This window comes from Corynebacterium alimapuense (genome assembly GCF_003716585.1).
In the GTDB taxonomy this organism is placed as follows: domain Bacteria; phylum Actinomycetota; class Actinomycetes; order Mycobacteriales; family Mycobacteriaceae; genus Corynebacterium; species Corynebacterium alimapuense.
Window position 1 is genome coordinate 638,317 of the sequence record NZ_PTJO01000003.1, and the last position, 18,582, is coordinate 656,898.

General features: G+C 56.2%; 20 protein-coding genes. 2 read left to right on the forward strand and 18 right to left on the reverse strand.

The window, feature by feature from the left end:
- Positions 1 to 87 precede the first annotated feature (87 nt).
- The 3 genes from C5L39_RS04325 to C5L39_RS04335 are packed head-to-tail and all read right to left on the reverse strand — an operon-like array spanning position 88 to position 2,452.
- Complete coding sequence (locus C5L39_RS04325) at positions 88 to 549, reverse strand: hypothetical protein (RefSeq protein ID WP_123047623.1); 462 nt, start codon at positions 547 to 549, stop codon at positions 88 to 90.
- A 14-nt stretch (positions 550 to 563) separates the two neighbouring features.
- Positions 564 to 1,070, reverse strand: coding sequence for a hypothetical protein (locus C5L39_RS04330; protein ID WP_123047624.1), 507 nt, complete (start codon positions 1,068 to 1,070; stop codon positions 564 to 566).
- A 2-nt stretch (positions 1,071 to 1,072) separates the two neighbouring features.
- Positions 1,073 to 2,452, reverse strand: a complete 1,380-nt coding sequence (locus C5L39_RS04335) for a glycine--tRNA ligase (protein ID WP_123047625.1) — start codon at positions 2,450 to 2,452, stop codon at positions 1,073 to 1,075.
- 313 nt (positions 2,453 to 2,765) lie between these two features.
- On the opposite strand from C5L39_RS04335, the gene C5L39_RS04340 reads away from it, so the two are divergent.
- Positions 2,766 to 3,221, forward strand: a complete 456-nt coding sequence (locus tag C5L39_RS04340; protein ID WP_123047626.1) for an ArsR/SmtB family transcription factor — start codon at positions 2,766 to 2,768, stop codon at positions 3,219 to 3,221.
- A gap of 83 nt (positions 3,222 to 3,304) precedes the next feature.
- Entirely contained in the window at positions 3,305 to 3,730 is a 426-nt protein-coding gene (locus tag C5L39_RS04345; RefSeq protein WP_123047627.1) for a Fur family transcriptional regulator, read from the forward strand.
- Here C5L39_RS04345 and C5L39_RS04350 read toward each other — a convergent pair whose 3' ends face one another.
- The 15 genes from C5L39_RS04350 to hemW all read right to left on the reverse strand — a co-directional run bounded on the left by C5L39_RS04350 (position 3,731) and on the right by hemW (position 18,575).
- Positions 3,731 to 4,834, reverse strand: a complete 1,104-nt coding sequence (locus C5L39_RS04350) for a VIT1/CCC1 transporter family protein (RefSeq protein WP_123047628.1) — start codon at positions 4,832 to 4,834, stop codon at positions 3,731 to 3,733.
- Between the two features lie 42 nt (positions 4,835 to 4,876).
- A complete protein-coding gene (locus C5L39_RS04355) occupies positions 4,877 to 5,611 on the reverse strand; it encodes an isoprenyl transferase (protein ID WP_123047825.1) in 735 nt (244 codons plus the stop codon).
- A 37-nt stretch (positions 5,612 to 5,648) separates the two neighbouring features.
- Complete coding sequence (gene recO, locus C5L39_RS04360) at positions 5,649 to 6,398, reverse strand: DNA repair protein RecO (protein ID WP_123047629.1); 750 nt, start codon at positions 6,396 to 6,398, stop codon at positions 5,649 to 5,651.
- Between the two features lie 9 nt (positions 6,399 to 6,407).
- A complete protein-coding gene (gene era / locus C5L39_RS04365; RefSeq protein WP_123047630.1) occupies positions 6,408 to 7,316 on the reverse strand; it encodes a GTPase Era in 909 nt (302 codons plus the stop codon).
- Between the two features lie 233 nt (positions 7,317 to 7,549).
- Positions 7,550 to 7,921 (reverse strand): PH domain-containing protein, encoded by a 372-nt coding sequence (locus tag C5L39_RS04370; RefSeq protein ID WP_123047826.1) that lies wholly within the window; start codon positions 7,919 to 7,921, stop codon positions 7,550 to 7,552.
- A gap of 196 nt (positions 7,922 to 8,117) precedes the next feature.
- Positions 8,118 to 8,969 carry a pyridoxal kinase PdxY gene (pdxY, locus tag C5L39_RS04375; RefSeq protein WP_123047631.1) on the reverse strand — a complete coding sequence of 284 codons (852 nt, stop codon included), beginning with the start codon at positions 8,967 to 8,969 and terminating at the stop codon, positions 8,118 to 8,120.
- A 58-nt stretch (positions 8,970 to 9,027) separates the two neighbouring features.
- Positions 9,028 to 9,810 (reverse strand): hypothetical protein, encoded by a 783-nt coding sequence (locus C5L39_RS04380; RefSeq protein WP_123047632.1) that lies wholly within the window; start codon positions 9,808 to 9,810, stop codon positions 9,028 to 9,030.
- A 353-nt stretch (positions 9,811 to 10,163) separates the two neighbouring features.
- On the reverse strand, positions 10,164 to 11,468 hold the full coding sequence (locus C5L39_RS04385; RefSeq protein ID WP_123047633.1) for a hemolysin family protein: 1,305 nt from the start codon (positions 11,466 to 11,468) through the stop codon (positions 10,164 to 10,166).
- Positions 11,469 to 12,101 (reverse strand): rRNA maturation RNase YbeY, encoded by a 633-nt coding sequence (gene ybeY / locus C5L39_RS04390; protein WP_123047634.1) that lies wholly within the window; start codon positions 12,099 to 12,101, stop codon positions 11,469 to 11,471.
- Positions 12,098 to 13,066 carry a PhoH family protein gene (locus C5L39_RS04395; protein ID WP_165857969.1) on the reverse strand — a complete coding sequence of 323 codons (969 nt, stop codon included), beginning with the start codon at positions 13,064 to 13,066 and terminating at the stop codon, positions 12,098 to 12,100. The genes ybeY and C5L39_RS04395 overlap by 4 nt, the downstream gene beginning before the upstream one ends.
- Before the next feature lie 49 nt (positions 13,067 to 13,115).
- A complete protein-coding gene (locus tag C5L39_RS04400) occupies positions 13,116 to 13,838 on the reverse strand; it encodes a 16S rRNA (uracil(1498)-N(3))-methyltransferase (protein ID WP_123047635.1) in 723 nt (240 codons plus the stop codon).
- Complete coding sequence (gene dnaJ / locus C5L39_RS04405) at positions 13,835 to 14,965, reverse strand: molecular chaperone DnaJ (protein ID WP_123047636.1); 1,131 nt, start codon at positions 14,963 to 14,965, stop codon at positions 13,835 to 13,837. The genes C5L39_RS04400 and dnaJ overlap by 4 nt, the downstream gene beginning before the upstream one ends.
- A gap of 69 nt (positions 14,966 to 15,034) precedes the next feature.
- Entirely contained in the window at positions 15,035 to 16,063 is a 1,029-nt protein-coding gene (gene hrcA / locus C5L39_RS04410) for a heat-inducible transcriptional repressor HrcA (RefSeq protein WP_123047637.1), read from the reverse strand.
- Between the two features lie 51 nt (positions 16,064 to 16,114).
- Entirely contained in the window at positions 16,115 to 17,065 is a 951-nt protein-coding gene (locus C5L39_RS04415; protein WP_123047638.1) for a type IV toxin-antitoxin system AbiEi family antitoxin domain-containing protein, read from the reverse strand.
- Between the two features lie 373 nt (positions 17,066 to 17,438).
- Positions 17,439 to 18,575 (reverse strand): radical SAM family heme chaperone HemW, encoded by a 1,137-nt coding sequence (gene hemW, locus C5L39_RS04420; protein WP_219729210.1) that lies wholly within the window; start codon positions 18,573 to 18,575, stop codon positions 17,439 to 17,441.
- Between the last annotated feature and the right edge of the window lie 7 nt (positions 18,576 to 18,582).

Sequence of the window (18,582 nt, forward strand, 5' to 3'; positions counted from 1 at the left end):
GGCCAAGGCATGCGCCCCGTCATCATTGAGTTGTTAAACCAGCCGCTTGAGAACAATGACGATGGACTCTGTAGTGGGCTAGATAGGCTATACCCGTGGTCGGCGCACCGGTGAGTCCACCAGTACACATCCCCAGCTCAAAAACACTGCATCTGCTAGTGGCAGCTCTTCCCAAGCTGGCCCGTGGAGCATATCTACTCGCCCACTAATTAGGGGACGAACAGTGGCCACCGTGCCAGTTTCTCCGATGATGTTGCGTTCTTTGCGCCACACACTAGAACGACGTAGTTGGTAGCTGCGTCCAGCGCAATCAGCACTCAAGGTTTGAACGGTAAATCCGGATTGAAGGAGGGTAAATACCTCACCTTCACCGGTGGTGGCCCTAGCACGGAACTGAATGGGTCCAGCTACCGATTCCACTAATAAACGCTGGTCTCCGAAGTAGATGACATCGGAACGCACTAAGGCCAGAGATTGGCCGTCCTCGCCAAAAAGCTCATTGCCCCGCCACGACCACAACTGGGCTGGATTCTCCGCGCTCTCAACCATTGGACTGACGATCTCTAGAAGAGAAACGCCAAGATCGCGACCACGGACATACCGATGAGCGTGCCAATGAGCGTGGTGCTAGTCCTGCTGAGTCGGTTTTCCAAAATCAGCCGAACAAACCAACTCAAGGCGACTAGTTCCTCAGCTGACAAACTGACGTCACCGTCGAGCTCGAGAATCGCCCGGCGCACGCCGTTGTTACCGCCGGAAAACTGGCCGACCTTGTCACCATGCTCGTCATCGATAATCCAATTGTTCGCCGACTCATTGATCAGCGTGAACTTATGCTCACCCAGGATGGCGTTGATGGTTTTATCCTTGCGGAAATTGCCGACGGCACGGAAGAGACGTTCGTCGGCAAGCACTGCCTGAGCACCGGTTTCCCGGTCAAAAGTGAGCTCCCAGGTATCGCCGTCAACGGTAGCCGAATCCTCAGTGAAGCTGCCCAACTCGCGCGGACCATCCTCAGCCAAGAGGATGGGAGCTCCGCGCTTATTACGGTCCCAACTGGTGTAGTCCATCGCTAGCAGCCGACGAGGCGGATTGCCAGGTAGTCCTGCAGATCAACGAGCTTGACTCGCTCCTGCGCCATGGTGTCGCGTTCACGGACGGTAACGGCACCATCTTCGATGGTGTCGAAGTCGACGGTCACGCAGAAGGGAGTACCGATCTCATCCTGACGACGGTAGCGGCGGCCGATTGCACCAGAGGTGTCGAAGTCGATGTTCCACAGGCTACGCAGCTCATTGGAGATCTTCCGGGCCATCTCACTGAGTGGCTCCTTCTTTGACAGCGGCAGCACGGCGACCTTGACCGGAGCAAGCCGGTAATCAAGCTTGAGCACGACGCGCTTGTCCACTCCGCCCTTAGAGTTGGGAGCTTCGTCCTCGGTGTAGGCATCGACCAAGAAGGCCATCATGGCCCGGCCCAAACCAGCAGCCGGCTCAATGACGAAGGGAATCCACCGCTCGCCGGACTCTTGGTCGAAGTAGGACAAATCTTCCCCGGAGCCTTCGGAATGAACCCGCAGGTCATAGTCAGTACGGTTGGCAATGCCTTCCAGCTCGCCCCACTTGGTACCAGCGAAGTTGTAGGCGTACTCAACATCCACGGTGCGCTTGGAATAATGCGAGAGCTTTTCCTGCGGGTGCTCGAACAACCGCAGGTTCTCGGGACGGATACCGAGGTTGATGTACCACTGGTAGCGGTCATCGATCCACTTCTGGTGCCAGTCTTCGTCCTCACCCGGCTTGACGAAAAACTCCATCTCCATCTGCTCAAACTCGCGGGTACGGAAGATGAAGTTGCCTGGGGTGATCTCATTGCGGAAAGACTTGCCGATATTGGCAATACCGAACGGAGGCTTAATACGCGCGGAAGTCATGACATTTTTGAAGTTCACGAAGATGCCCTGAGCAGTCTCGGGACGCAGGTAATGCAAGCCCTCTTCGTCATCAACGGGGCCGAGGTAGGTCTTCAGTAGGCCAGAAAATGCCTTGGTATCAGTCCAGTTGCCCGGCTGACCGGTCTCTGGATCATTGATGTCTGCCATGCCATTGACCGGCGGGTGACCGTGCTTTTCTTCGTAGGCCTCGAGCAGATGATCCGCACGGTAACGCTTGTGAGTGTGCAGGGATTCCACCAGCGGATCAGTGAATACCTTGACATGGCCGGAGGAAACCCAGACCTGACGCGGCTGAATGATGGAGGTATCTACACCCACCACGTCTGCACGCGAGGTAACCATATGACGCCACCACTGGCGCTTGATGTTTTCCTTGAGCTCTACACCCAGCGGGCCGTAGTCCCACGCAGATCGGGATCCGCCATAGATCTCACCTGCCTGGTAAACCAAGCCGCGGCGCTTGCAGAGGTTAACGACGGTATCAATGACGGGCGCCATGGGGATTTTAGACTCCTCGGGTTAATGGTTTCAGTCGAGTGTTATTTCCCTGAGTGTAGCCGTCCGCCAATTCCATCGGGGAATCCGGGGATAGGTCCACATCGCCCGATCCCACAAGAACAGATATATAGACAAATCAGTTTGACTTATCCTCCCCGAAAGTAGAATGTATATAGACGCGATAGCACTCACTCAACAGCCAATAAAAGGCCTGGCTAGAGGGTGTATGTACAACTTTTCGGACATACAAGAAGGCTGCAGATCGGAAGCCCCCGACTGTGCCCGATAAAAATGAGTAGGACTGAGCTAAAGAATGGCCACGCTTTCTGATACTGACCTCACTGCCGCCGAGATGATTCTCAGCGCGCTCGACTCTCCATTAAGAGTCCAGATCATTCAGCGACTCTCCGACCGTGATCATTTTGTCCACGAACTTGTCCGTGGTCTAGGCAAATCACAACCGCTGGTAAGCCAACATCTTCGAGTGCTCAAGCAATCCGGAATCGTTGACTCCGAACGCCATGGCCGTGAGGTTATCTACCGGCTCGCTCTTCCTCAGACCACAGACATCATCGGCGCTGCTGCCACCATTGGCCGCTATACCCGCGATGAAGGCCAGCTCGCACCGGTGATCACACTCCCGAATGCTTTCCGCACCCCAGATACCGAAGGCCTCGGGCAATACGCTCACGCCCCAGCCGCTGTCGTTGCGGAGAACGCACCCGCGGATGCTCTCCCGGATCCGGCTCCTCAGCCCCCGACTCCCTAGCCCCATCTAGGTAACTTCCACAACCGCAGTAACATGAGGGAAAGACTGAGGTCCCTGTTCTGCGCCTAGGAGGTACGTTCCTTATGTCCTCACTTCCATCTGATCCCCCAAAACTGGGTGCCCGCAGTACCCGTCAACGCACCGCGGTGGTCTCCGTCCTCTCCGAAATAGAGACGTTTGCCTCTGCCCGACAGATCTATGAACAACTCGATAGTCGCGGCATGAAAGTGGGACTGACCACCGTCTACCGCACGTTGCAATCATTGGCTGACCTTCACATGGTCGATGTACTGCATATGAGCAATGGTGAGACCCTCTACCGCCAGTGTTCCTCGGATTCCCACCACCATCACTTGGTGTGCACCAGCTGTGGCCGCACCGAGGAAATTGATGGAGGCCCAGTGGAGACGTGGGCCAGAGGAATCGCCAGCGAACACGGTTTTTTCATGTCCGGACACGATGCTGAGATCTTCGGGCTCTGCGCTACCTGCCACCTACGAGAGGACTGATCAGCCCACCACTGCGCCGAAAGTTAAGCCCAATAGGTAGGTAATTCCAGCCGCCCCAATCCCAATGAGAAGCTGGCGGAATCCTCTGGTCAATGGAGATTTACCGGAAAGTACTCCCACTACCCCACCGGTAATAAGCAGTGAGCCTGAGACCAAGATCGTTGCGATAATCGCCCCAACAACCGGGGTCGCGCCGAACAAGAATGGGATAATCGGGATAAACGCGCCAACGGCAAAAAAGAGGAAACTCGAGATCGCCGCCGCCCATTCCGAGTTCGCAGGTGTGTGTTGTCTACCTAAGGTGTCATCCTCATCCGAAGACTCTTCTGAATTCAGCCCAATGGCTCGTTCCAACGCTATGCGCGAGAATTCCTCATCGGCTTTGGCCACTGCTTCTTGTTCGCTGAGTCCCCTTGCTCGGTAGACCAACACCAACTCGTTGGCGTTGACATCCAGTTCCGGAAGCAGCGTGTTTGCCTTGAGCCGGGGGGTGGATGCTTCAAGTAACTCATTTTGAGACTTCACTGATACCCATTCACCAGCGGCCATCGACAAGGCACCAGCCAGCAGACCAGACATACCAGTGATGAGGATGAAATTAGACCCCACTCCCGAGCCCATCACGCCGACAACGAGTGCCAGATTGGATACCAAACCGTCATTGGCACCAAATACTGCGGCTCTAAAACCACCGGACATCTTCTCTCGGCTGCGGGTAGCTAGCCCACGAACGACCTCGGCATGAATACGTTCATCGGCCGCGATCTGCTCGGAAGCATCCACATCGGTGATATAGGGACTCCGCGATTCAGCAGTCTGCATGAGCGCAAGTGTAAAAACCGAGCCGAAACGCTTGGCTAAGAAACCCACGAACCTCGTACCGAGGTCGGGTTGTCTGGGAAAACCAACATAATCACCTAGTTTGTCCCGCCAATATCCTTCATGACGAGCTTCCGATTCGGCCAGGGCAAGCAGAATTTCTCGTTCTTCTCCAGTCTTACGATGTGCTAATTCACGGTAGACAGCTGCCTCCGCCCGCTCATTGGCGAGGTAGCGTCGCCACCTGCTGATTTGCGCATTAGTCGGCGTCACGTGCGAATCCACGATGATTTCCTCCCACAAATGGCCTCGGGGTATCCCATAGCGCTATTTCGTTCCACCAAATCTACGATCACGAGAAGCGTACTCTTTTACCGCTGCATACAAGTCCTCGACGGTGAAATCGGGAAATAGTTTGTCTTGGTAGACCATCTCAGCGTAGGCCGATTGCCAGAGCAAGAAGTTCGAGGTGCGTTTTTCTCCGGAAGGACGCAGAAACAGATCCACATCCGGCATGTCTGGCTCATCGAGCCAGCGGGAAAAGCTGTCTTCCGTGATCTCCTCTGGGTGTAACCTGCCGGCGGCTGCCTCCTTGGCGATATCACGCGCGGCGTCGATAATCTCAGCTCGTCCACCATAGTTAACGCACATCGCCAGAGTCATAGCGGTGTTGTCTTTGGTCCGTTCTTCTGCGGCTTCGAGTTCGCGGATCACCGATCGCCACAGCCGCGGGCGACGGCCAACCCAACGCATGCGAACGTTCTTCTCGTGGAGGACTTCACGCTGACGACGTAAGACATCTCGGTTAAATCCCATGAGAAACCGAACCTCGTCAGTGGAACGACGCCAGTTCTCGGTGGAAAAGGCATAGGCAGACAGATAAGGCACATCCATAGCCAAGCAAGCGTCCACGGCATCCATGAGCACCGCTTCACCACGCTTGTGGCCCTCGGTGCGCTTGAGCCCGCGTTGCTCGGCCCAACGTCCATTACCGTCCATCACTAGGGCGATGTGGCGGGGCATAAACTGCGCGGGGATATCCGGAGGGGTCAGTGCAGAGATCGAATCAGTCACTCAATCCATTGTGCCACCTGAGAGCCTAAACTTGGTCCATCACCGTCAGGCTGATGATCTTCTGTTCTAGGTGCCACTGCAAATGTGCCCGAGTCATTCGGTGCGCTGCAGCTGCAAGTTGAGGTCCCTCAGCAGAATGAGCTAGCTCAAATGCAGCTGGCCAATGCGCATGGGCGAGAAACCACATCAGCCTTAATGACTGTTCTGGAACCTCCGCGGAACCGGGTGGCCGACAATTTAGACAGCATGCCCCACCGATTGCCGGATGAAAAGCGTGATGCGGGCCAGCTGCCGAGCACTGGGCACAGTTAAACAGGCTCGGCGCCCAGCCAGCATGCCCCATGGCTTGGAGCAGAAAAGAATCCAGTTCTAGGACCGGGTCGCTAGTTCGTTGAAGCCGCGCAAGGGTCTCACTAAGGTGATCAAACAGCCAAGGATCTTCTTGGCCTTCCGCGGACGCCAGCCGTTCTGCAGATTCCAGAGCGACACAGGCGGCGGTGTAGCGCTCATAGTCATCGATGATGCCGGCGCCATAGAAAGCTACGGTATCGGCCCCAGTAATCGACTCGAGGTTGCGGCCTGGATACATCTGAACGTCAATGTCGACGAAGGGTTGCAGCCTCGAACCAAACCTTGATTTAGCGCGGCGTACCCCTTTGGCTACCCCGCGTTTAATCCCATGATTTCTGGTCAACAAGACGATGATGCGGTCGGCCTCACCAAAAGCGTAGGTGCGTACCACCAGAGCACGGTCACGATAGGACTCCCGACGCATAATGTGGCCCTAGAAACCAAGCCTGCCCAGAGACTTCGGATCTGACTGCCAGTTTTTGAGTACCTTGATACGCAAATCTAGGTACACGTTCTCACCCAGCAGCTTGATGATTTCTTGGCGGGCATTGTGAATGATCCGACCCATTCGACGGCCAGCCTTACCTGTGATGATCGCCTTCTGGCCTTCGCGCTCAAGGTAGATGATGGCGTGAATATTGAGCAATCCACCGCGATCTGGATCCGGCAACATCTCATCGACGGAGACTGCCACCGAGTGCGGTAGTTCTTCTTTCAGACCGGTCAGCGCCGCCTCGCGGATCAGTTCTGCAATGCGAGTCTCCGTGTTTTCGTCGGTGACGTGGCCTTCGGGGTAGAGCTTGGGTCCCTCAGGAAGCTGGGAAGCGATCACATCAAGCAACGCGTCAATTTGGATCCCATCGGCAGCAGAGACCGGGATAACCTCGGATTTTTCACCCAGCAACTCATGCAATGCCAACAGCTGCTCGCCGACCTGGTCTTTGGAGACCTTGTCCAGCTTGGTCACGATGCCAACAATCGGGGTATTCGGGGCAATCTGGCGAACATTATCCAAGATCCAGCGGTCGCCGGGGCCGATTTTCTCATCGGCGGGGATGGTCAGACCGATCAGATCGACGTCCGCATAGGTCTCTTTGACCATTTCATTGAGACGCTCGCCGAGCAGGGTGCGCGGGCGGTGCAGGCCTGGGGTATCCACCACAATGATCTGCGCATCTTCACGGTGGACGAGGCCGCGAATCGGGTGGCGGGTGGTCTCCGGCTGGTTCGCCGTGATCGCGATCTTCTCCCCCACCAATGCGTTGGTGAGGGTCGATTTACCCGTGTTCGGGCGTCCTACGAAACTAACGAAGCCGGAGCGAAAGCCCTCCGGGATATCCATGAAACTGCTAATGGGTGACTCCTAGGTCGGTGGTTTCCCTATACCCTAGTCGCGTTATCGCTGGCACCCAAAGGTTTCCGCATGCCAGCGCCACTGAGCACAACTCTCAGGATGGCAGATCACTCATTCGCTCCAGCATTGCCGGGGCTGGTGGCAGCCACTTAATCCACTAAAAATGGCGCACCTTGAGATAAGGCACGCCATTTAGAAAGCACCAGAGTTAGCGAAGAGATTTATCGGCACACACCAGCGGTGATGTGGTTATCCAGCTGACGGATGTCAATCCCTCGCCCCAGCTTGATCTTTATGTTGCCAGATCGGGTCCACAATTCGATCTCCGAGTCTGAGTCTAAAACGCCCATATTCTCGGAAGACCACATGTTGATTGAGGAAAAGGGCAAGGAGTAAATCTCAACTTTCTTGCCACGTAGCCCCTGCGCATCGCGGAAAATAATGCGGAGATTAGTGAAAATTGCCGAATCTCGGGCGGCTTTATAAGCCGCCTTGGGCACCTCATTCTGGAGGAGAATCAAGCTAACGTCATCCGGAATGGGAATTTCCTCCGCAAAAGTCCACGACATCAGGGAAGCAATTTCAGAAGGCATACGGTGCTCCAAAAGATCTCGGGCAGACACCCTCATGGCCGGAGAAATTTCTCCGCAATGTGGTCCAGCCCAGTGCGAAGGAGATCGGAATTGATCTCCTTCGGCAAGTATAGGACTGTCGCTGAAAACTGGCTGACGCTCTATTCAGAGCCCGTTTCTCAATACTTCGCTGGTGCGGACTGGACAGATTGCGAACCTAGCGGACTTGAGTTGCTTGGAACTGCATCCGAGGGTGGGCAAATGCGTCTTGGGACTCCACCAGCAATAACTCACGAACCTTGGCTTCGTAGGTGTTGCTGACCAGATCAAAGACGCTTGAGGCGGTTTTAGCCAGCGCATCGGCGATATTTCCGGTGGCGACATAATGCCCAGTAAATAGAGCTGCAGTCACGTCACCAGAGCCGTTGAACTTCACCGGTAGGAATGGCGTGCGCAAGATCCAGGCGCCCGAGTCGTTGACCGCAAGCATCTCGATGGTGCCCTCCGGGCGATCCGGACGTTCAACCGAGGTCACCAAAACGGTAGATGGGCCCATCGCGCGAGCGGCGTCAACGGCTGCAAGGGTGGAATCCAGATCTGAGGCTTCGATACCTGTGAGGTATCCCAGCTCAAATTGGTTCGGGGTGATGATATCTGCCACCGGCACGACCTTGTCACGCAGCAACGGTGGGATGAGATCGGAGACGAAACAACCAGATTTCGCATTGCCCATCACTGGGTCGCAGGCATAGAGCGCCTGCGGGTTGGCCTGCTTGACCTTAGCAACGGCATCGATGATGACATCTGCAATATCTGCCCCGCCTTGGTAGCCCGACAGAATCGCATCAACTCGGTCAAAAGCTCCGCGTTCTTCGATGCCGGTGATCACCTCAGCAACATCGTTCGCGGGGATCATCGGTCCGCGCCAGGCGCCATAACCGGTGTGGTTGGAGTAGTTGACGGTATAAACCGGCCACACCTCATGTCCCAAACGCTGGAGGGGAAATACGGCCGCGGAATTGCCCACATGCCCGTAGGCCACGGCGGACTGGATAGACAAGATATTCATGGTCCTATAGTGCTCCACCTATTGCTTGAGCAACAAACAGCCCCCCTTTAGACCTGGCTCAACGAAGTGATAGATGTGGGAAGGAAAACCCGCGAGATTCCACACCACGGCGATGTGCCTCCCACGAAGGAACTCGCAGACCACGCAGCCAGATACCTATTGCCAGACCAACGGCCACCAAGCCGGCAATGTACCCGAAAGCCCCAGGCAGCAAACCAAGGAAAAAAATCAATGTTGCTGCCAATGCCACCAGCAGACCCGCAATTCGAGTGCTGTCCAACGGCACTCGTACTAGGTGCTGGCTGGAGTCAAGGTCGTGGCGCAGCTGAGTCAAAAAGCCTTGTTCCGAGTTCGTCAGATTGCGAATCTGGGATAGGGCGGCTTCCACCTGCAGAGCTTGTTCGACCGATTGCAAACAGCTAAAAGACGAGGTCGGATAGGCTTTGCCTTGAGCGTCATACCCAAACTCCAGGGATAGTAAATCGACGCATTGCTGAAACCAGATGCTACGAAAACGATCGGAGTAGCCATGCTCGCGTGCTGCAAACTCCTTCATGAAATCGAAGGCATCCCACACGAGGTAGTCCTCCAGGAGCGCTTCAGAAATCCGCAAGGCAGCAATCGATGCAGTCTCCGTGTTTCGGGCTAATTCAAGAGCTTGCCGGTAATGCCAGCTTGCTCGCTCGGCGTCGATCGGAGTCTCCAGGTGGAGATCGCCGAGCAGAAGATGATCTTCGAAGGTCGCTCCGCTATGGCTGCGAGGCGAGATCAATCGAGAGTGTTCCCGGTTTTTAATAGCCAGATCCACAGCAACTGGTACGAACACATCTTTGTTCAACACAGGCATGCCCTCTCTGATCGACTACAGCTTGCTTGCCTCTTAACTGTCTGACATCGGTCTAAACGGCAAAAGCCCCAAAAAATGGGGGCAATGGGGATAAAGAGCCACTTGAGACTTTCTTTTTGGGCATCTTCCTAGCAGGGCAATGTACTCGACTTTTCTGCACTATCGTCAAGCAAATTCACAGTTGGGAGCACATTTTTTTATGAGAGGCCCACCCAGATCTGATTTCCTAGAGTAGCCTTCACCAGATAAAACCAGGCTAGAAGCTCGGCGATGAGGCTACACCCAGACACCCCCGAATGTCTCTTTAGTCACTCCAAAATCTATAGCCTTCCACCCCCATCGGAGGGCTAACTATCCAGCACCTCTACTACTACAGTGCCCACTCGGACACGACCACGGCGATCACGGCCGCCCTCCGCGGTCAGCCGCAGGCCACAGGTAGTCACGGTGGAGCCTGGAAGTGGCACTCTTCCCATTTCAAAAGAGATCAATCCAGCTACGGTATCTACTTGCTCAGTGATCTCCTCAGTAAATTCCAGCTCAAGGTCGAGATCCTCATCAAGACGATCGGCCAAATCTTCCAGGGAGAGGCGCGAGACGGCGCGGTAGGAGTGGGCGTCGATACGCTCTAGCGGGGTTACTTCGCTGAGGTCATACTCATCATGGATTTCCCCGACAATCTCTTCGAGGATGTCTTCCAGAGTAATCAGCCCGGCTACGCCACCGTATTCATCGACCAGCATGGACATGTGCACATGATCGCGCTGCATTTCATGAAGCAACTCGTCGAGGTTTTTTGAATCCGGCACAAAGGTAGCCGGGCGCATAACCTCATCGACGCTCACCGAGCTACCACCATCTGTCAGATGGTAAGTCCGACGCACGAGGTCTTTGAGATAGACAATTCCGACGATGTCATCGGTATTTTCTCCCACCACCGGAATACGGGAATGCCCCGAACGCACACACAATGTGGTGGCTTGTCCTGCGTGTTTATCAGACTCAATCCAGATCATCTCTGGGCGCGGAACCATCACTTGGCGGGCAGTGGTGGAAGCCAAATCGAATACCGATTGGATCATTCGACGCTCGTTGATTTCTACGATGCCGCGTTCTTGGGCGATATCGACCATTTCACGCAGTTCAACCTCAGTGGCATAAGGACCACCGCGGAAACCATCGCCGGGAGCGATGAGATTGCCCAACCAGATCAACAACTTGGTCAACGGCCCCAGCACCACAGAAACCGCTTGGAGCACCATCGCCGAACGCAGCGAGATGGAATAGGGGTTTTTGCGCCCCATCGTCCGAGCAAACACCCCAACGATGGCGTAACTAATAAGCGCCACCACCGCGATCGCAATCGTGATCGCCCAGAGGTCAGAATCAAACAATGCCAAGGCCAGCACTGCGGCAAACACTGCAGCAGTGGCGTCAAGCAAGGTGTGGAGCAAGACCAATAAATTGATGTGGTCGGCGCGACGCTCCAAAACCCGCAGTAGAGTCCGAGCACCGCGCACGTCTTCCTTGCTCATCGCTTCAACGCGAGCGCGGGAAATTGAACTAACCGCCGATTCGACAGTTCCGATCAGGCCGGACAACGCCAATGCGATAACAGTGACGGTGCCCAGCCAGGCTATGCCAAGATCCATTTAGTTCTCACCAGGTTCCGGCGTGCTGGCCTTGGGCTCAGCGATAGCGGGGATTCCGCCGCCGGGGACGATTCCGTCAAGATCCAATCGATCAGCTGCCGAGGGGAAAGCCTGCGCACCCGTAGGTCGGGGCTGGTACTGAACTCCTCGACGCTTAATGTCGTCGTACCAATCGGCTAGCAGCTCATTTTGCAACGCAAACATCTCCCGCTCTTCGGCGGGGACGGCATGATCATAGCCAAGCAAATGAAGACAACCATGGACGGTCAGCAACGCCAGTTCATGGTCTAATCCGTGGCCAGCTGCGGCTGCTTGCTTGGCGGCAAACTCGGGAGCCAGCACAATATCGCCGAGCATGGCATTACCCGGTGTGGGCGCATCCGGGCGTCCGCCGGAGGAGCTACCGCCGCCAGGGGTCAACTCATCCATCGGAAAGGTCATCACATCGGTGGGGCCTTCTAGGTCAAGCCACCGCACGTGTAAATCCGTAATGGTAGCCAGATCCACGATGTGGATGGAGGCCTCGGCATCGGGATGGATATCGAGTTCGCCGAGGGCGAAAGAAGCGACGTCGATAAGCATCTCCTCATTGACCCCCGCGAACCCAGATTCGTTGAAGACCTCGATGCTCATGACTGCTGTTTCTCCTCATAGGTTTCATAAGCGTCCACGATGTGGCCAACCAGTGCGTGACGAACCACGTCACTGCTACTGAGCTCCGCAAAGTAAATATCATCCACGCCACGCAGGATATTGCGCACCAAACGCAGGCCGGACTTTTGGCCAGTTGGCAGATCCACCTGGGTGATATCGCCGGTAACCACCATCTGAGCGCCAAAACCCAAACGGGTAAGGAACATCTTCATCTGTGCCGCAGTGGTGTTCTGTGCTTCATCAAGAATGACAAAAGCGTCATTGAGCGTGCGACCGCGCATATACGCCAACGGCGCAACCTCGATGACCCCGGCTTCCATCAGCTTGGGAATCATCTCCGGATCGAGCATGTCACGCAGAGCGTCATAGAGCGGGCGCAGATACGGGTCGATCTTGTCATTGAGGGTGCCGGGCAAAAATCCCAGCTTCTCACCAGCTTCTACCGCCGGGCGAGTCAAAATGATCCGACTGACTTGTTTTGCCTGCAATGCCTGAACGGCCTTAGCCACCGCCAAGTAGGTCTTACCGGAACCAGCCGGGCCGAGCCCGAACACGATGGTGTTCTCGTCGATGGCGTCGACGTATTCCTTCTGTCCCAGCGTCTTGGGCCGAATAGTGCGCCCACGCCGAGAAACAATATCGCTAGCTAAGACCTCAGTGACCGACTGCGGAGCCTCCACCGTCACGATGGAGACTGCATGCTTCACCGACTCCGGAGAGATGACATGTCCCCGTCGAGCAATCGATTCCAGCTCCTCGAGGACCTTGACTGCCCGGGCAACCTCATGGCCGGGGCCAGTAATGCGTACTTGGTGGCCACGGGCAAAAAAGTCAGCGTCAATCTGGTTGTCGAGCACCCGCAGGTTCCCGTCGTTGACTCCTAGAACCGCCTGAGTATAAGCGGAGTCAAGCTCCACCGTGTTTGTGATGACCTGTCCTGGCACTGGGTACCTCGGCCTGCTTTCTTGTCGCTTGGGCGTTAGTTTAAGAATTCTACCAGCGACTGCTGAGCACACCGATAGCTGATAGCGCGACCATCGCCGCGCTCGCAGTGCGCAGGACCTCTGGGCCAAGCCGCACTGCTTGCGCTCCAGCCGCGGTCAACTCTGCTACTTCCTCTGGGCCAATTCCGCCCTCGGGACCAATGATCAACACTAAATCTTCTACGTCGAGATCCACTGTACTCAGAGCGACTGCGGAATCCTCGTGCAATACCAAAGCTGGGCGGCCAGCGATCAGCTGCGCTAGCTCAGCAGTGTTAACCGGATCATGGATGATCGGAATAAAGGTGCGGCGCGATTGCTTGGCCGCAGCCAGCGCCGTGGTTTCCCACTTAGCCACGCCCTTAGCCAGCTTCGGTCCGGTCCACTTGGCAACGCATCGCTGTGCCTGCCAAGGGACGATCTCATCGGCGCCAGCCTGAGTGGCCAAATCAACCGCCAGCTCGGATCGCTCAGCCTTAGGCAAGGCTTGAACGACCGTCACTGCCGGTCGTGGACGCTTTTCGACGCCGCTTCGGTCCACCTGTGCCAGCAGCTGCGTCTTTCCGGTGGTGGCGGTGACGGTGGCTTCGGCGAAGGCTCCGCGGCCGTCGATAAGCATGATCTGTTCCCCAGGTTGGATCCGCTTGACTGCCACGGCATGCCTGCCCTCCGGGCCGGCGAGAGTAACTTCCCCCGCGAAGGGACCGGGGTGCAGGAATACCGGCAGGCTCATCGGCGGAACTTACCGCGCAAACGAGAGAAAAACGATGACTCTTCGTCCTCACGATTAACGTGGGTCGGCTCGTTTCGATGATCACGGATCTGATCCAGCAGATCACGGGTCTTGTCATCGATATCGGTAGGAATCACGACATCGACATGAGCGATGAGATCGCCGCGGCCTTCTGCCCGCAAACGAGGCATGCCCTGGCCTGCGAGACGGATCTGCTCGCCCGGTTGGGTACCCGCCGGGACCTTGATATCGACCATATCGCCAGCGAGATCCTCGACGTTGAAATCGCTGCCCAAGATCGCATCGACCACCGGCACCGAGACCGTCAGCTGCAGGCTATCGCCTTCCCGCTGGAAGACCTGGTGAGTCCGGGTAGCAATCTCTACATAAAGGTCACCGGCTGGGCCGCCACCGTGGCCGACTTCGCCCTGACCGGACATCCGAATCCGCATTCCGGTAGCAATACCTGCTGGAATATTAACCTGCAGGTTACGACGCTTTTTCATCCGGCCCTCGCCGCTACAACGAGAACACGGATCAGCGATGACTTCGCCGTATCCCTGACAGCTCGGGCACGGACGCGAGGTCATAATATTCCCCAGGAAGGAACGCTGTACTTCTTGGACTTCACCCTGGCCATGGCACTGCACACAGGTAGTTGCAGCAGCCTTAGACTCCGAACCAGTGCCCTCACAGTGATCACAGACCACAGCCGTATCAACGGTGATGTCCTTCTGCAGACCCGAGAATGCTTCCTCCAAGGTGATTGCCACACGCAGCAGAGCATCATTTCCTGGTTGCACTCGGGAACGCGGACCACGCGCGCCTCCGCCGCCACCGCCAAAGAACGCCTCGAAGATATCCCCGAAGCCGCCCGCTGGCTGACCTCCTGGCATACCGCCGCTGGCCTGCTCCATCGGGTCGCCGCCCATGTCGACAATGCGGCGCTTCTCCGAATCGGTGAGCACCTCATGAGCTACCGACGCCTCACGGAACTTCTCTGCCGCTTCTTCAGACGGATTAACATCCGGATGGAACTTTCGAGCCAGCTTGCGGTAGGCCTTCTTGATCTCCGCATCGGATGCGGACTTATCCACACCCAGAATTCCGTAATAATCACGTGCCACGGTTAAATGAACTTCCTTAAATCGTCGCTTGTATTTCGATTGCTTGAGTTTACTTGGTCGATGTGGCGACTACTCGCCCGCCAACACCCGACTGACATAACGTGCAACAGCCGAGACCTTGGAGATTGTTCCCGGGTAATCCATAAACGTGGGACCAACCACGCCAAGTCCACCCAGGGGATGCCCGTCGGAACCATACGCGGTCGCAACGATCGATGTCTCCTGCAGCTCCGCATCCTCGTTCTCTCCACCGATAAGCACGCTAACATTGCCCAGATCAGGAACGTTAGCAAGTAGTTTAAGAACCACTACTTGCTCTTCAAGTGCCTCAATGACGCTCGGCAGACCGGAGGGAAAATCTCTGGCGCTGCGCGTGAGGTGCGAGGTACCAGTCAGGATCAGTCGATCACTGGGTTGTTCCACCAACGTCTCGATCAAACGCCTAGCCGACTTGGCTAATGCCCCTTGAATATTGGGGGGAACATCCACTGCTAATTGCGCCAAAGAACTCGATGCTTCCCGCAACGACTTGCCTACCAACGCTGAATTGAGCAAATCCCGCAGTTGGATCACTTCATCTGCATCGAGGGAATCGTCTAGTTCGACATTGCGTTGATCCACCCGGCCGGAATCCGTGATCAGCACCAGCAGCAACCGCATCGGGCCGAGTGCCACGACCTCGCAGTGTTTAACTCGCGAGACCTTGAGCGTAGGTATCTGCACCACCGCTGCCTGACGAGTGAGCTGTGAAAGCAACTGCACCGAGCGCCGCAGCACGTCCTCCATATCAACGCCATCTTCAAGAAAACACAAGATCGCTCGACGTTCAGCCGCCGAGAGTGGTTTGAGATCATGAATGTGATCGACGAACTGGCGATAGCCCTTCTCCGTCGGAATTCGACCGGAGCTGGCATGCTGCTGCGCGATGAGTCCCTCGGACTCCAACACCGCCATATCATTGCGGATAGTCGCCGAAGAGACGTTGAGCTGATGACGTTCAAGCAGACTCTTGGAACCCACCGGTTCCTGGGAGTGAATATAGTCCGCCACGATCGCCCGCAGGACTTCCTGCCGGCGCCTGTCAGTCAATCCTGCCATCTGGCACTCTCCTCCCTTGATTGCTAGGTTTCTCCATACTAACCCTCCCGACTAAAGGTATTGCAGCTCAGCCGGGGGTCGCCACCAGTCATGCCACTGCCATACTGGATCATTTTCCCAGGTCAATGGAGCTGGAAGCCGATTAGCACGATTGTTGTGAGAAAGCCGCCAAGCCACCGTATCTGACACTTGTTCAACAACCATATCCACGTGTTCATCGATGCACACTTGCGTATAGGTCAGCACGACATATCCCAGACGCATGGCTTGATTGCGCTTCCACCTGTCTTTAATAAAAGTACTTCTGGCTTCTCCTGAGTGATAGCTACTGCCATCGATTTCGACGAGGACCTTCTCCTTTCTAAAGACCCCATCCCACCAAAAATGCCCTACTTTCACATTCTGTTCCACTGAGAGGCCTCGGTAGCGGAGCACCCGAAATAGATCCCGCTCCGTCAGACTGTCTGACCCAATCGCTGCCTTGGCGATAAGCTCTCTCCCAATCTGTGGAATCCTCCCAATCTCGGCCAAATGCTCATTGAGTAATCCTTTCCCACCACGCCCGGAATATTGCGCCTCCAGCAGCTGAATAGCTTTCGACCAGTTTCTCCTGGCTAGATCGATTCCGGCTTTCACCGGCAGAGTCACTCTCAATCCGGCTATTTCATTGGCTGGGGTTGCTGCGACTTCCCTGATCTCAACAAACCTTGTCGACGCCGCGCTCAGCCCCCGAGGCACCACACCAGTCAACGGAACCGATAATTGCCGATTGGAATAGACCTGATAGGCACTCAATCCGCTCAATACCAAGGCAGGTCTACTTACCTGCAGGGCTTCTGCTAGCAACCGGCCGTCTGGTTTTACCGTGGTATAAATTCCTCGGTCCACTCGGAATAGCTCGCCCCTGGCCACCATCCTGGTGACCGTTGCGTTCCGATACCCACATTCAGCCAGCTGTTTTGTAGTTAAGATCAACCGCCCCTCTGGCAATCTGCCGCCCATATGCACCTCCGCACTCTTAGACCAGCCGATCGGCCATTGGGTTCCCGATGTGCGGTTATTCGCACCGCGTTAAGTCGACCGGAGGTGCCAAGTTGGGTCGCAACTGCAGCGCGAACAACCAGGGCGTGTCCTCGCGGTTATTCGCGCCGCACTAAGTCGACCGGAAGTGCCGAGTTGGGTTGTAACCGCAGTGCGAACAACCACCCCACATCCCCACGGTTATTCGCACCGCGCTAAGTCGACCGGAGGTGCCAAGTTGGGTCGCAACTGCAGTGCGAGCAACCACCCCACATCCCCACGGTTATTCGCACCGCACCAAACCACCCCGACACCCCGCACCAGGCCACAACTGCGGCGCGAGCAACCACCCTGACTACTGTTCTTCTGCCACCAAGATGTCGGTGATCATGCCATCGGCCAGCAGCCGGCCTCGAGCGGTGAGTGCAACACGATCACCATGGGTGATCAGGAGTCCGCGGGAGATAAATCCGTCCACCACCTCGCGTCCAGCCTGGTTGATCCACGACAGTGGAATGCCTTCGCGCAGGCGCATCCCGAGCATGATTGCTTCGGTGTGACGGTCGGCGTCGGAAAGCTGTTCGGTCTCGGCGATGGGCAGCTGTCCAGAGGAAACCATCTCGGAGTAGCGCGCCGGGTGTTTGACGTTGAAGAAACGCTGGTCGCCGAGGTGGGAATGAGCACCTGGGCCGGCACCCCACCAGTCGCCATCAGTCCAATAGAGGTGGTTATGTCGACATTCGCCGCCGGGCTTGGACCAGTTGGAGACCTCGTACCAATCGAAACCTTCGGCTCGGAGGCGTTCATCGATGATCTCGTAGCGGGCGGCATAAACATCTTCTTCAGGGGCAGGCAGCTCTCCGCGACGCACTTTACGAGCCATCGCTGTGCCATCCTCAACGATCAAAGAATAGGCGGAAACATGATCGACCCCGGCGGCCAAGACGGCGTCGAGAGTGCGTCGAACGTCATCGTCAGTCTCGGTAGGGGTGCCGTAGATCATGTCGAGATTGACGTGCTGGAACCCAGCAGCAGCAGCTTCTTGGGCGGCGGCGATCGCGCGTCCCGGAGTATGAGAACGATCGAGCACCCGAAGTACCGACGACGATGCGGACTGCATACCTAGAGAAACCCGATTGAATCCTGCGTCCAGCAGCCCGGAAAAGAACTCCGGGGAGGTGGATTCAGGGTTGGACTCGGTCGTAATTTCAGCGCCCGGGGCAAGCCCGAAACTATTTCGAACCGCAGACAGCAAGCGAGCTAAACCATCTGCACCAAGTAAGGAAGGAGTTCCGCCACCGACGAATACTGTCTCGGCTGGGCGTCCACCTTGTTCTGCAGCCAAGGAAAGCTCTCGTTCCAAAGCGTCGAGATAGGAAGAAGGAGAGGCTGAGGTTCCAAGCTCTCCTGGGGTGTAGGTATTGAAATCGCAATAGCCACAACGGGTTGCGCAGAACGGGACGTGGACGTACACGCCGAAGGGAACAGACATGGCCGAC